Consider the following 14,881-nt stretch of genomic DNA (forward strand, 5'->3'; position numbering starts at 1 on the left):
CGTCGCGACGGTCGGCGGCGGCACCGGTGCGGGGCTCAGCACGCCGCTGGCCGCCTTGGCGCCGGGACGGGGGCTCAGCGCGGCATTGGGGTCCCAGTTGCGGTTGCGTTCGGCTTCCTGCGCGTCATGGTCGGCCGTGCGTTGCGGCACCTTGTTGATGAAGGGGATCGGCACCTTGGTGATGTAGAGCGCGACACCGAGCGCAATGCCCAGGCCCAGCAAGAGCCCGACGATCAATCCCAGCACAAATCCACCCCGCTGCTGACGCTGCGCTTGAGCTCGGCTCATGAATTCTCCAGAGTTTCACGTGACATCACTTCCGGCGCGCTGACGCCCAGCACGGCCAGCGCATTGCGCAGCACCTGGCGGGTGGCGGCCAGCAATGCGGCGCGGGCGCGGGTCAGCTCGGGCGCCTGGTCCAGCACGCGTTCGGCCGCATAGTAGCTGTGGAAGGCACCGGCCAGATCGCGCAGATAGAAAGCCACATCGTGCGGCGCCAGGCCCTCGGCCGCGCCGCTGAGCATGCGCGGATAGTCGGCCAGCTTGAGCATTAGCGCGGCCTCGGTCGGGGCTGTCAGCAGGCTCAGATCGGCGCCGCCGAACTGACTCTCGTCGCCGCCGGCGGCCACCCAGTTGCGGATGATGGAGCAGATGCGGGCGTGGGCGTACTGCACATAGAACACCGGGTTCTCGTCGTTCTGCTTCAGCGCCAGATCGATGTCGAAGGTGAATTCGGTGTCGGCCTTGCGGCTGGTCAGGAAGAAGCGCACCGCGTCGCGGCTGGTCCAGTCGATCAGGTCGCGCATGGTCACATAGGAGCCCGCACGCTTGGACAGCTTGACCTCCTCGCCGCCGCGCATCACCAGCACCATCTTGTGCAGCACATAGTCGGGGAAGCCCTGCGGAATGCCGACATCGGCCGCCTGCAGGCCGCCGCGCACCCGGGCGATCGTGCCGTGATGATCGGTGCCCTGCACATTGATGCACTTGGTGTAGCCGCGCTGGAATTTGTCGATGTGGTAGGCCACATCGGGCAGGAAGTAGGTGTAGGTGCCGTCGGACTTGCGCATCACGCGGTCCTTGTCGTCGCCGTAGTCGGTCGTGCGCAGCCACAGCGCGCCGCCGTCTTCGAAGGTCTTGCCGGAGGCCAGCAGCTTGGCCACGGTGGCTTCGACCGCGCCGGTCTGATAGAGACTGGATTCGAGGAAGTAGTTGTCGAACTTCAGGCCGAAGGCCTGCAGGTCCAGGTCTTGCTCGTGGCGTAGATAGGCGACGGCGAACTGGCGGATGCTGTCCAGGTCTTCGATGTCGCCGGAGGCGGTGAATTCGCGGTCATCGGCCTTGACGGTCTTCCTGGCCAGGAAGTCGTCGGCGATGTCCTGGATGTACTCGCCGTTGTAGGCCGACTCGGGCCAGCCGGCATCGCCGGGTTTCAGGCCCTTGAGGCGGCACTGGGTGGAGTGGGCCAGGGTCGCGATCTGCACGCCGGCGTCGTTGTAATAGAACTCGCGGGTGACATCCCAGCCCTGGGTCGCGAACAGGCTGCAGATCGAATCGCCCAGCGCGGCCTGGCGCGCATGGCCCAGGTGCAGCGGGCCGGTCGGGTTGGCCGAGACGAACTCGACCATCACATGCTGGCCATTGGCCGGCTGCGCGCCGAAGCCGGCGCCGGCCCCCAGCACCTCGGCGACGACGGCCTGCTTGGCGGCGGCCTACAAGCGGATATGGATGAAGCCGGGCCCGGCAATCGCGAGCGCGTCCACCCATTGCTGGAAGGCCGCTCGGCGCGGCCGCGCCTCGATCAGGGCTTGCGCCCGCTCACGCGGATTCTTCTTCCGTGGTCGCGCCAGCTGCATCGCGGCGGTGCAAGCCAGGTCGCCATGGCTGGCCTGCTTGGGGGACTCGAAAGCGGCGGCCAGTTCGGCGCCGGGGCTCAGTTCTTGGATGGCCTCGCCGAGGGCGGCGAGCAAATCCTGCTTGGCTTGAATCATGGGCGCAATTCTACGGGGCGCGCATATGATGCCCGCCATGGTCACGGACTCCGGCCCCGCCTCTTCCATTCCCGCCGCCCATGCCGACTTGCCGACCTATATCGGCAAGTACCGTGTGCTGCGCCGCCTCGGCGAGGGGGCCACCAGCGATGTCTTCCTGGGCCTGGACGAGTTCAAGGCCAAGGAGGTCGCGATCAAGCGGGTGCGCGCCTGGGCGCTGACCAGCCGCGGCGGCCCCGACACGCAGGCGAACCGCTTCTATGCGGCCGAGGCCGCGCTGGCCGGCCGGCTGCAGCATCCCAATGTCGTGCAGATCCTGGATGCGGTGCCCGAGCAGGACGCGCCCTATCTGGTGATGGAATATGTGCCGGGCCTGACCCTGAAGAGCTTTTGCCGCAGCGACCGGCTGCTGCCGCTGGACCAGATCGTCGAGCTCGGTTTCAAGTGCGCGATGGCGCTGGACTATGTGTTCCGCCAGGGCGTGATACACCGCGATGTCAAGCCGGCCAATCTGCTGGCGGTGCTGGACGCGCAAGGCCAGGTCACCGATGTCAAGGTCAGCGATTTCGGCAGCGCGCTGAACCTGCGCTCCGATGCGACCCAGGTGCACCGGGTCGGCTCGCTGGCCTATATGCCGCCCGAGCAGATCGAGGGCGGCGATGTCGATTGCCGCGCCGACATCTACGCGCTCGGTGCCGTGCTCTACCACCTGGTGGCGGGGCGCGCGCCCTTCGATGCGCCCAGCCAGATGGCCTTGATGCACCAGATCTACCACCAGGCGCCGCCTTCGCTGGTGGGGTTGCGCGGCGGCGTCACCGCCGAGCTGGATGCGGTGATCCTGCGCGCGCTGGCCAAGCAGCCGGCCGATCGTTACCCGGACTGGGACAGCTTCGGCCGTGCGCTCTCGGAGCTGGTGGCGCGCCAGCTGGTGCCGCTGGCGCGGCTCTACGAGGTCAAGGACTCCGAGCGTTTCAATCTTTTACGCGAGCTGGAATTCTTTGCCGACTTCGGCGATGTCGAGCTGTGGGAGGTGGTGCACCGGGCGCGCTGGCGGCGCTATCCGCTCGAGCATGCGCTCTACAAGCGCGGCCAGGAGGGCAATACCTTCCACATCATTGCGCAGGGCGAGGTCGAGGTGTTCCGCGATGGCGCCAAGGTGGCCACCTTGGGCACCGGCACCTCGGTTGGCGAGATGGCTTATCTGGCGCCGAACCCCGATCTGCGCCGCCACAGCACTGACATCAAGGTCAGCGAGATCTGCACGACGATCTCGTTCACGCCCGAGTCGCTGGGCCTGCTGAGCCCCGAATGCCAGCATCGCTTTGACCGCGCCTTCATCCAGGTGCTGGTGCGCCGTCTGCATGCGGCTCACGAGGCGATTGCGCACCCGCGCCGCATTCTCTGATGGCCCGGTAAACCGGTGTTGAGTCACTGACGTTGCTGTGTTGGAATCCACCAGGGTCCTCAGCGGATCCGCAACCCATACCTCACAGGGAAGGAACAGCTCATGAAGCCCATCACCATCATGCTCGGCCTGGCGCTCGCCGCCTTTGGTGCCCATGCCGAAGAGAAGGAGGTCACGCCGCAGCAGCAGAAGATGAAGACCTGCAATGCCGATGCCAAGGGCAAGACCGGCGACGAACGCAAGGCCTTCATGAAGGAATGCCTGTCGGCCAAGCCGGCCGCTGCGGCCGCCAACGGCACGCCTCAGCAGGAAAAGATGAAGGCCTGCAATGCCGACGCCAAGGGCAAGAGCGGCGACGAGCGCAAGGCCTTCATGAAGGAGTGCCTGAGCGCCAAGTAAGGCGTGAAGCGCTGAGCGCTCAGCGCTCCCGACCGGCGGCCCGGGCCCAGTAGCCCGGGTCGCCGTAATTGAGCTTCAGAAAGTCTATCCACAGCCGCACGCGCAGTGGCAGATGCTTGCGCTGCGGCACCACCGCGAAGATGCCGTTGGGCGGCGCCGCGAAGTCTTCCAACACCGCCTGCAGCCGCCCGGCCTTGATGTCGGCCTCGACCTCCCAGATGCTGCGCCAGGCCAGGCCCAGGCCGGCCAGGCACCAGTCGTGCAGCACCTGGCCGTCGCTGCAATCGAGCCGGCCGCTGGGCCGCCAGTGCAGCAGCTCGCCGTCCACCATGAAGGCCCAGCCGCGCGTCTGGCTGGCATCCGAGCTCAGGCCCAGGCATTGCTGGCGCGCCAGCTCGGACGGGTGCTGCGGCACGCCGGCGCGCTTCAGATAGCCGGGCGTGGCCACGCACAGGCGCCGGTTGTCGGCCAGGCGCATGCTGACCAGGCTGGAGTCGACCAGATCGCCGACCCGCACCGCGCAGTCGAAACCCTCGCCGGCGATGTCCACCACCCGGTCGCTGAGGTTCAGCGAGATGCTCAGCTCCTGATGGCTGGCCAGGAACTCGGGCACCAGCGGCGCCACATGGCGGCGCCCGAAGCCGGCCGGCGCGGTGATGCGCAGATGGCCGCTGGCCTTGAGCCCGCCGGCGCTGACGCTGGCCTCGGCATCGGCGAACTCGACCAGCAGGCGCAGGCAGTCCTCCAGAAAGGCGCTGCCCTCATGCGTCAGCGTGATGCGCCGGGTCGTGCGCACCAGGAGCTTGACCCCCAGCCGCTCTTCAAGCGCATCGATGCGCCGCCCCATCACCGCCGGCGCCACGCCCTCGGTCTGGGCTGCGGCCGTCAGGCTGCCCTTGGTGGCCACCAGGGCGAAGGATTCGATCTGCTTGAGGCGGTCCATGCGCTGATTGTGCGCAGCGAGGCGGTGAAAGCAATCAATTAAGTCATTGATTTGTGCAAAAACATCAGGGATTCAATGCATTGGACGCTGTGAATCGAAGGGGTGGCCTGACATAAATTCCTGCCATCACGCTATATCTCTTGTCTTCTTTCTATCCCGAGGGTTTTGCCATGACCGCACGCACCGCCTGCCACCGCCTCCAGGTCGCCACGACCATCTACCGCTTCATCGAAGACCGGGTGCTGCCCGATACCGGCATCGCGAGCCGCGACTTCTGGGCCGGCTTCGATGCCATTGCCCATGAGCTGGCACCCAAGAATGCCGCGCTGCTGGCCGAACGCGACCGTTTGCAGTCCGAACTCGATGGATGGCATCGCGCCCATCCGGGGCCGATTACCGACATGCCGGCCTACCGCGCCTTCTTGGAGGGCATCGGCTATCTGGTGCCAGCCCCCGGCGCGGTCAGCGCCAGCACCGCGAATGTCGATGCCGAACTGGCTCTGCAAGCCGGCCCGCAGCTGGTGGTGCCGATATTGAACGCCCGTTACGCGCTGAACGCGGCCAATGCGCGCTGGGGCTCGCTGTATGACGCGCTGTACGGCACGGATGCGATCTCGGAGGCTGATGGTGCCGAGCGCGCCGGCGCCTACAATCCGGTGCGCGGCGCCAAGGTGATCGCCTTTGCCCGCCAGGTGCTGGACCAGGCGGCGCCGCTGGCCGGCGCCTCGCACAAGGACGCGGCCGGCTACCGGGTCGAGGGCGGCCGCCTGGTGGTGGCCTTGATCGATGGCTCGACCACGGGTCTGGCGGACGCGGCCCAGTTCGTCGGCTATCAGGGCGATGCGGCTGCGCCCTCGTCGGTGCTCTTGGTTCACAACGGCCTGCATCTGGACATCCAGATCGACCGGACCACGCCGATCGGCGCCAGCGATGCGGCCGGTATCAGCGATCTGGTGCTGGAGGCGGCCTTGTCCACCATTCTTGATCTGGAGGACTCGATCGCGGCGGTCGACGCCGAGGACAAGCTGCTGGCCTACAGCAACTGGCTGGGCATCCAGCAGGGCAGCTTGACCGAGGAACTCAGCAAAGGCGGCAAGACCTTCACGCGCCGCCTCAATCCGGATCGCCGCTACACCGGCCCGAATGGCGGCGAGGTCGTGCTGCATGGCCGCTCCTTGATGTTCGTCCGCAATGTCGGCCATCTGATGACGAACCCGGCCATCCTGCTGGACGGTGGCGCCGAGATTCCCGAGGGCATCATGGACGCGGTCATCACGGTGACGATTGCGCTGCACGATCTGAAGCGGCGCGGCAACTCGCGCGCCGGCTCGATCTATATCGTCAAGCCCAAGATGCACGGCCCGGCCGAGGTGGCATTCGCAGCCGAGCTGTTCGGCCGCGTCGAACAGTTGCTGGGCCTGCCCGACAGCACGGTCAAGCTGGGCATCATGGACGAAGAGCGCCGTACCAGCGTCAATCTGAAGGCCTGCATCGCGGCAGCCTCCAGCCGCGTCGCCTTCATCAACACCGGCTTCCTGGACCGCACCGGCGACGAGATGCACACCGCGATGTTGGCGGGGCCGATGCTGCGCAAGGGCGATATGAAGAGCAGCGCCTGGATCCAGGCCTACGAGCGCAGCAATGTGCTGACCGGCCTGTCCTGCGGCCTGCGCGGCCGGGCTCAGATCGGCAAGGGCATGTGGGCCATGCCGGACCTGATGGCGGCGATGCTGGAACAGAAGATCGCCCATCCCAAGGCCGGCGCCAACACCGCTTGGGTGCCGTCGCCGACCGCGGCGACCCTGCACGCGCTGCACTACCACCAGATCAGCGTCGCGGCGGTGCAGCAGGAGTTGGAGAAGGTCGATGCCGACGGCGAACGCGATGAGATCCTGAACAAGCTGCTGAGCATCCCGGTCGTGGCCGAGGCCAGCTGGAGCGCCGCCGAGCGGCAGCAGGAACTGGACAACAACGTCCAGGGCATCCTGGGCTATGTGGTGCGCTGGATCGACCAGGGCGTCGGCTGCTCCAAGGTGCCCGACATCCACAATATTGGCCTGATGGAAGACCGCGCCACGCTGCGCATCTCCAGCCAGCACATCGCCAACTGGCTGCACCACGGCGTGGTCAGCGAAGCCCAGGTGCGCGAGACTTTCTCGCGCATGGCGGCCGTGGTGGATGGCCAGAACGCTGGCGACGCCGCCTACAAGAGTCTGGTCGCCCACCCGCAAGGTGCGGCCTTCCAGGCGGCGCTGGAGCTGGTGTTCAAGGGCAAGGAACAGCCGAGCGGGTATACCGAGCCGCTGTTGCATGCGTGGCGCTTGCGGGTGAAGCAGGCTTGAGCCGACGGGCGACAAATGGCTTTGCTGTCATTTGTCGTCATTCCGTTGTCAATATGACTTTCGGCTTCAAATTTGTGTTTCTCGTGCGGTAGATGATTCAATTGTTTTCTATGTGTTGCGTGAGTCCATCAAGTTGCCTGGAAGTGCGAGGGATGGTATTCGCCAAGAGCCCAATAAAGCCCGAAAATTGGTACTTTTTGCTTAAAACCATCTGTCAAGATGACTTCTGACTGAACTTCACGGCTGCAGCCGTTTTTCTGTGCGGTATGCAAACTAGAGAATTAGTTTGTATGACACCTGAGACGCTGCATGGTTAACCCGCATTCTTGGAAGCGGGCCGGTCGAGGAAATTTGCGCCTCGTTCAAATCTCCAGAACGAGAGTTGCCTCCGATGTGCGCACGACGTGATCGGGCGGCTTGGCGAAACCGGCTTCGAATGCATTGGAAAATCATGTTTGAACTCAATAGGGTGAGCGCTGCGGCGCTGGTGGCTTTAGCTAGCCTGGCTGCGGAATCGGCTGTGGCTCAGCAACAAGAGAAGTTGGAGCGGGTGGAAGTCACCGGCTCGTCGGTGCGGCGCATCGACGCGGAATCGGCGCTGCCGGTCCTGGTGATGAAGCGCGAGGACATCGAGCGGAGCGGCGCAACCTCGACCGTCGACCTGCTGCGCCGTGTGACGGCTGTGCAGGGCGCCACCGGCGAAGCTGCGGCGGTGGGTGGATCGAGCTACGGCTTTTCCGGCGTGTCCATCCACAATATCGGCGAGACCCGCACCCTGGTGCTGCTGAACGGCCACCGCCTGTCGCAGTTCGGCGGCCAGACCCTGACCGGCTACGCCGCCGGCTTTGACCTGAACGCCATTCCCGTGTCGGCCATCGAGCGTGTCGAAGTGCTGACCGACGGTGCGTCCGCGCTGTACGGTGCCGACGCGATCGCTGGCGTGGTGAACTTCATCACCAAGCGCGATATGAGCACCGGCGATGTGACGGTGGGCATTTCCAAGCCCAGCGCCGGTGCCGAAGAAAAGCGTTTCAGCATCAGCAAGGGTTTCGGTGATATCTCTGCCGACGGCTACAACCTGATGGTGTCCTATGCGCATGACGAGCGCACCCAACTGCTGTCGCTGGATCGCAGCTACGGCAAGACCGGCAAGATCCAGTTCTCGCACCAGGGCAAGCGCTATCAGTTCAAGCATTTCTCGGTCAGCCCGATCCCGGCTAACGCTACCGGCGACTCCGACAATCTGTTCAGCCCTCATCTGAAGGCAACGGGTTCGTGCCCGGAAAAGACTTTCCGCATCACGGAAGGTGCGGATGACTACTGCGGCTACGACTACGTGGGCGACCTGGAGATCTATCCGGAGCGCAAGCGCGACAGCGCTTTTGCCACCTTCACCAAGCGTCTGGGTGACCATGAGTTCTTCGCCGACCTGTTGTGGTCCAAGACCCAGCAGGTGTCGCGCATCGCGCCCGTGCCAGGCGGCATTCTCATCACCGCCGGCTCAGCCCTGCATGACAAGTATCTGAAGCCTTGGGGTGTGACCGGCAACAGCGTGGCCTACTACCGCCTGTTCGACTTGGGCAAGCGTGTCAACAACGACACCGCCAAATTTCTCGACCTGGCGGTGGGCATGCGCGGTGTGTACGCGGGCTGGGACTACAACACCAGTTTTACCCACTCCAAGAGCGATGTGGCGGGTGTGACTTCCGGTTATCCCGGCGACAAGGCTGTTGCCGGCCTGCTCGGCAGTGGGTTGCTGGACCCCTTTGTGGGTCCGGGCCAGCAGTCGGAGGCCGCCAACAAGGGAATCGCCGCCATCCACTACAAGGGCTATTTCGACGGCGGCACGGCCCAGCTGACCCCGGCCGACCTGCGCGGCTCGCGCGAGCTGATGGAGCTGCCGGCCGGCCCGATGCTCCTGGGTGTCGGCGTGAACCTCAGCAAGGAAGACTTCGAGTCGAAGCCCAGCTTGTTTGCCCAGGGCCTGCTGTCGGACCCGGTCGCGGGCACGGTGGCCACCAAGCCGGAAGACCGCGACCAGCGCTTTGGCGATGCCTCGGCAAAGCCTGCTTTCGCGGTCGGTCGCAAGTCGCGGGGCGCCTTTGCTGAGCTGGTGATTCCTGTGTTTAAGGGTTTCGAACTGGGCACCGCGCTGCGTTATGACCACTTCTCCGACTTCGGCTCGGCTACCACGGTCAAGGAGAGCTTCCGCTGGACGCCGATGCCCAGTCTGCTGATCCGCGGCTCGCTGGGCACGGGCTACCACGCCCCGACCGTCTCGCAACTCAGCTCGCCGCTGCAGTCTTATGGTGTCACCTCTGATCGTTACAGCTGCTCGGAGGATACGGCTAGCGCGAGAGAGTTGAAGAAGATGGCGGACTCGCTGGGCGTTCTATGCCAGCCCGGTTCCCGCCAGTATGACCAGATGGCCGGCGGCAACCCGGACCTGAAGCCCGAGAAGTCGCGCCAGGCTACCTTGGGTGTGCGCTTCGAACCGAACAAGGCCCTGACCTTGGGTGCCGATTTGTGGTGGGTGGGGATTTCCAATGCCTTCGGTCAGCTGCCCGAGCAACTGGTGTTCGGGGCACCGGCGACCTATGCGAGCTCTTGGGGCACGCAGAAGAACGTCGGTACAGGCTTGACCTACCTGGCGTTCAAGGCCGACAACCGCAATCTGGGCAAGAGCTTCCACAACGGCCTGGACCTGGACTTCGCCGCGCGCATGAAGCTGCCGGTCGGCGACTGGACCTCCCAGCTCACCGCCACCTACATGATCCGCGAGCGTCAGCAGCAGTTGAAGAACGGGCCTTACTACTCGGCCATCGGCGACTACGATGCCGCGCTGGGCTCGGTCACCTTCCGTACCAGCGGTCGCTGGACCAATACGCTGAAGGCCGGCGCCTGGGTCCATAGCCTGGGCATCAACTTCAAGTCCGGCTTCAAGGACCAGGAGAAGACCGTTGAGGTGCTGGATGCGTCCGACAAGCCCACCGGTGCCACCGAGAAGATCCGCTTGAACGTGGGTTACTTCGTGACGGCCGACTGGCAGACTGCCTACACCCTTGGCAAGAGCTTTGTCTTCACGGCTGGTGTGCTGAACCTGTTTGACAAGGAGCCGCCGCTGTCGATCTCGACCAGCGGTAACAGCCGCGGCCAGCAGTTCGGCTACGACGCCCGCTACTACGATCCGCGTGATCGCACCATCTACCTGAACGCGACCTACAAGTTCTGAGCCACCCGCTCTTGATGCGAAGCCCGCCGGCGAAAGCCGGCGGGCTTTTTGCTTGCTGAGGCCCGGCTGCGCTCACCAGCACTCCGCCGCAGGTGGTGGAAGTGTTGTAATTTCAGCACGTTGTGTGCTGCTGACTTCTGGCACTTTTGCCGGCTGAGTCAGCGCCGGTCTGAGTCGCGAAAGCAATGACTTTTGGCATGTTTCTCTCTGTAAACATAGGTTTCTGGGGCTAAAAAGCGGGCGTCAGCCGCCCGCCTCGTGCTGGAAATGACATGCCGGATCCCGAGTGCCCTAGGTAGAAGTCCTGCATCGCCTGCGAGATGCGCGATCCGCACAATCGGCTCCTCATTCATCCTGCCGTCTGGCTCACAAAGCGCGGGTGGTGTCCTGGGTCAAGACCCAACGTCTACAAGGAGTGCAAATGTTTAGAAAATCGAAGATCAGTGCAGCGGCGCTTTTGGCCCTGAGCGGCGGCGTCGCGCTTACAAGTGCGCCCGCATTCGCGCAGGAAAAGCTGGAACGTATCGAGATCACAGGCAGCCGCCTGAAGAAGGTCGACCTGGAAGCCAGCAGCCCGACGGTGACCGTCACCGCCGCCGAAATCCAGGCCAACCAGGACGTCACACTCGAGACCTTCCTGAACACGCTGCCGCAGATCAACCCCGCCGGCACCACCAGCTCGAACAACCCGGGCAACGGCGGCCAGGCCAACATCAACCTGCGTGGCTTGGGCCCTAACCGCAATCTGATCCTGATCGATGGCCGCCGTCCGATGGTGTCGGCCTCCGACCAGACGGTGGACCTGAACACCATCCCGATGGCGATGATCGACAGCATCGAGATCATCTCCGGCGGTGCTGCCGCTGTGTATGGCGCCGATGCCGTGGCCGGTGTCGTGAACATCAAGCTCAAGAGGCGCTTCCAGGGTTTCGATCTGCGCGCAGGCACCTCCAAGACCACCAAGCAAGGCGATGCCCTTGAGCGCAATGTGCAGGGCCTGATCGGCGGCAACTTTGCCGACAACAAGGGCAATGCGGTGCTGGGCTTCGAGTACGCACAGCGCGATGCGCTTTACAAGAAGCAGCGCCCATTCTCGGCGCTGGCGACTGGCACTACCGGCGCTTGGCCCGAAGGGCGTTACGTTCCCAGCGGGACCAACCTGCCATCGCAAGCGGCTGTCAACGCGATTTATGCGGGTTACGGCTACACCGGCGCTCAGATCCCTCGCGGATCCGCTCACTCCTTCAATACCGATGGGACGCTGATTTACCCCGGCGTGTTCAACTCGCCGCTGGACGTGGTGAACTGGAAGTATCCGATCGATGCAGGCGTGAACACGCGCTTCTTCCCAGACTTCTACAGCTACAACTTCGATCCGGAAAATCTGCTGGTGCTGCCGCTGGATCGCCGTGCGATCACGGCCAAGGCCGACTACCAGTTGGATAGCGGCGTCGAGGTGTTCGGACGCTTCTCGAATACCCGTTACAACGCGACGACCGCACTCGCACCCACACCGGTTTCCGGCGGCGCTTGGCGCGCTCCTGGCCAGACCACGGCCCCGACCCAGATCGTCAGCAGCTTTATCGTGCCGGGGCAGCGCGGTAGCGCCCTGCTTGTCAACCCCAACAACGTCTTTATCCCTGCGGATCTGAAGACCCTGCTGAACAGTCGCACTGGCGACGACCCGACCGTGGTGGGCACTGGCGCGAACGAGGCCTTCGGCGTGGGTTGGCGTACGGTGGCGGCAGGCCTGCGTTCTTCGACCTACGAGAACGAAGTGACTCAGTACCTGGCCGGCGCCAAGGGCGACATCTTCAGCACCGGCTGGACCTGGGAAGGCTCGTTGTCCGAAGGCCGCACCAAGATCGACCAGTCGCAGCAAGGCAATATCAATGCGCAAAAGCTGGCTGATGCGCTCGGCGCCGTCGATGGCGGCCAGAGCCTGTGCGCTGGCGGTGTGAATCCTTTCGGACGCCAGACGCTGTCGGCCGAATGCGCGGCCTGGCTGCAACTGCCGACCTCGCTGAAGCAGGAGTACAAGCAGACCATTGCCCAGTTCTTCGTTGCCGGAGATGTGGTCAAGTTGCCGGCCGGCATGGTCGGCGCAGTGCTGGGCTACGAGTCCCGCCGCTTCAAGTATGAACTGGACCCGGGCTCCACTTCGAGCCCGATCTATGGCTTCAATTCGCAGAGCCCGGCGAAGGCCAAGAACAGCTTTGACGACTTCTTCGCGGAGTTGTCGGTGCCGCTGGCCAAAAACATGCCGATGATCCAGTCTGCGAATCTGTCGCTGGCCTATCGCAACTCGGCTAGCAAGGCGACCGATGTGCTTAACGGGGTCGAGACTCCCAAGAAGCGGTCCAATGCGTTCGCGGCGAACCTGGACTGGCAGCCGACCCGCGAACTGCGGGCTCGCGCTTCTGCGCAGCGTTCGGTCCGTGCGCCCAACTTCGGTGAATTGTTCGACGGCGGCGGCAGCTTCCCGAGCATCTTCGACCCCTGCTCGATCAATAGCGTTGGCCGTACCACCGGTGCCAATGCCGCTCAGCTGGGCGCGCTGTGCACGGCCACCGGTGTGGCGAATACCAGCTTCGTTGCCACCCCCGGCGGACAGGCTGAAACCAACACGACCGGCAATATCAACCTGAAGCCCGAGACTTCCAATTCCGTGACGCTGGGTCTGGTGTGGACCCCGGGTTCGGGTGGCTTCCTGGGCGGTTTCCGCGGATCGGTGGATTACTACAACATCAAGGTCAAGGACGCGATCACGGACCCCGATGTGAACGAGTTCATCGCCGATTGCTACAACTACAACGGCCGTAACCCGACCTACAGCGCCACAAGCAGCAGTTGCGCAAAGCTGGTTCGTGCAGGCAGCTCGATCTCCGGTGCTTATGAACCGGGTCAGGAGCCCTTTGCCGGCAGCAACGAAGGTCAGGTCCAGACCTCGGGCATCGACTTCTCGCTGGGCTGGGGTGGCAGGGTCGGTCCGGGTCGACTGGATGTGCAGGGTTTCTGGACTCATCTGCTGGAGTACAAGTCCAAGAGCACATCGCTGTTGCCAGCAGTGGACTATGCGGGCACGGTGGCCTACTTCGGTGTCACTCTGGGTCAGACCTTCCCGAAGAACAAGGTGACGATCGCGAGCAACTACAAGTGGGGTGATGTCGGTATCGATCTGCGCATGCGCTATATCGGCGGCATGACCAACCGCATGGCCAAGCTGTTCCCGGGTGAAGATCTGACCGGCGTGCCGGCCACCGTCTACTGGGATCTGGGCGGCAGCTACGACTTCACCAAGAGCATCACGGTGCGCGCAGGTATCAACAACCTGCTGGACCAGAAGGCTCGCCTGTACTCGCCGAACGTGCAGTCCGGCACCGACCCATCTACCTATGACGTGGTCGGACGTCGCTACTTCGTCACGGCGAACTTCAGCTTCAAGTGATATTGAAGAAGTGATTGCCTGAGAAAACGGCCGCAGCAATGCGGCCGTTTTTCTTGGGCGCGGCTAAAGTGCATCGTTTCGCTATTCGTCAATCCACCCAGTTCACCCAGGATGCTGCAGCTTTCCGCACTCCAGTCTGAAGACTTCGTCCATCGTTTTGATTCGGTCGGCCGAGCGCAGGCGACCGAGATCTTTGCGTCGCCAACTGCCGAGCGCCTGGCCGATGCGGCCGAGAAGGCACCGTTCAAGCTGTCCGTGAACAGCGGGCCGAAGTCCATGGATCTTGATCTCGATGAACTGGCCGGCCTGACGCCATTGCAGCAGGAGCAAATGCAGACCCTGATCTATTCAGGGGCGCACTCGGGTTTCCAGTACTGCTTTGACAGCTATCGCTTGTCGGACGAGGTCGACAGCGGCGCCTTGAAGCAAGGCCCGTTGTTCGACTTTCATCAAGCGATCAATTCGGAAGCCGCGTTGGAGGCGTTTCGTCGCCTGGCTGGCGATGAACGCATCAGCTTTTGCGATGCACAGGTCACGCGCTACCGACCGGGGCACTTTCTCTCCATGCACGACGATGATGTGGCCGCCAAAAACCGGGTCATGGCCTATGTGGTCAATCTGACCCGGCACTGGCGACCCGATTGGGGTGGGCTGCTGCTGTTTCATGGGCAGGGCGGACTTGTCGAGGGCGGTTTCTCGCCCTTGTTCAATGTCATGAACCTATTCAAGGTGCCGCAACAGCATTCGGTCAGCCTGACGGCGCCGTTCGCAGGAAGTGACCGGCTCTCGATCACAGGCTGGGTTCGCCGAGCCTAGATCGGGCCTCCCTAGAATGGCAAGCCGTATCCAAGGAGGATTTCATGTCGGAGCCCGCTGTCCCTGTCGTTGGTCTGCCCTCTGCCTGCGAGGTGCTGATCATCGGCGCCGGTCCGGCCGGCTCGGCTGCCGCACGCCGACTGGCCCAGCAGGGCCTCGATGTGCTGCTGGTCGACCAGCACAAGCCCGGCCGCGACAAGATCTGCGGTGATGGCCTGATCCCGGATGCCCATGCCGCGCTGTCGCGGCTCGGCGTGCTGGACGCGGTGATGGCCAAGGCGCAGCGCATCGCGCATGTGGGCTGC

The 14,881-nt window shown here is 63.9% G+C and carries 8 protein-coding genes and 2 pseudogenes; 7 read left to right on the top strand and 3 right to left on the bottom strand.

All coding sequences use genetic code 11. From position 1 onward, the window contains the following. Together PO768_RS24235 and argS are read right to left on the bottom strand one after the other, a co-directional pair. Positions 1–288: pseudogene (locus PO768_RS24235) on the bottom strand (SPOR domain-containing protein); the annotation flags it as partial. Then, positions 285–1,991 (bottom strand): annotated as a pseudogene (gene argS / locus PO768_RS24240) (arginine--tRNA ligase). The pseudogenes PO768_RS24235 and argS, both read right to left, overlap by 4 nt. 37 nt (positions 1,992–2,028) lie before the next feature. Between argS and PO768_RS24245 the strand changes: the two are divergent. Further along, positions 2,029–3,396 carry a serine/threonine-protein kinase gene (locus tag PO768_RS24245; protein WP_269839275.1) on the top strand — a complete coding sequence of 456 codons (1,368 nt, stop codon included), beginning with the start codon at positions 2,029–2,031 and terminating at the stop codon, positions 3,394–3,396. Positions 3,397–3,516: 120 nt separating this feature from the next. Then, positions 3,517–3,795: a PsiF family protein gene (locus tag PO768_RS24250; protein WP_272648091.1), complete on the top strand. Its 279-nt coding sequence runs from the start codon at positions 3,517–3,519 to the stop codon at positions 3,793–3,795. A gap of 19 nt (positions 3,796–3,814) precedes the next feature. Here the strand turns inward: PO768_RS24250 and PO768_RS24255 are convergent, their stop codons facing one another. Next, complete coding sequence (locus PO768_RS24255) at positions 3,815–4,738, bottom strand: LysR family transcriptional regulator (protein WP_272648085.1); 924 nt, start codon at positions 4,736–4,738, stop codon at positions 3,815–3,817. Positions 4,739–4,908: 170 nt separating this feature from the next. On the opposite strand from PO768_RS24255, the gene PO768_RS24260 reads away from it, so the two are divergent. From PO768_RS24260 to PO768_RS24280, 5 genes are all read left to right on the top strand, one after another. Next, on the top strand, positions 4,909–7,080 hold the full coding sequence (locus PO768_RS24260; protein ID WP_272648086.1) for a malate synthase G: 2,172 nt from the start codon (positions 4,909–4,911) through the stop codon (positions 7,078–7,080). Positions 7,081–7,600: 520 nt separating this feature from the next. Beyond that, positions 7,601–10,312 (top strand): TonB-dependent receptor plug domain-containing protein, encoded by a 2,712-nt coding sequence (locus PO768_RS24265; protein ID WP_272648087.1) that lies wholly within the window; start codon positions 7,601–7,603, stop codon positions 10,310–10,312. A gap of 382 nt (positions 10,313–10,694) precedes the next feature. Continuing rightward, complete coding sequence (locus tag PO768_RS24270; protein ID WP_272648088.1) at positions 10,695–13,760, top strand: TonB-dependent receptor domain-containing protein; 3,066 nt, start codon at positions 10,695–10,697, stop codon at positions 13,758–13,760. Positions 13,761–13,871: 111 nt separating this feature from the next. Continuing rightward, positions 13,872–14,576 carry a 2OG-Fe(II) oxygenase gene (locus tag PO768_RS24275; protein ID WP_272648089.1) on the top strand — a complete coding sequence of 235 codons (705 nt, stop codon included), beginning with the start codon at positions 13,872–13,874 and terminating at the stop codon, positions 14,574–14,576. A 44-nt stretch (positions 14,577–14,620) separates the two neighbouring features. After that, positions 14,621–14,881: NAD(P)/FAD-dependent oxidoreductase (locus PO768_RS24280; protein WP_272648090.1), on the top strand; the 261-nt coding region annotated here is incomplete at its 3' end.

Origin of the sequence: Paucibacter sp. XJ19-41 (assembly GCF_028462495.1) — a bacterium.
Lineage (GTDB): Bacteria > Pseudomonadota > Gammaproteobacteria > Burkholderiales > Burkholderiaceae_C > Roseateles_E.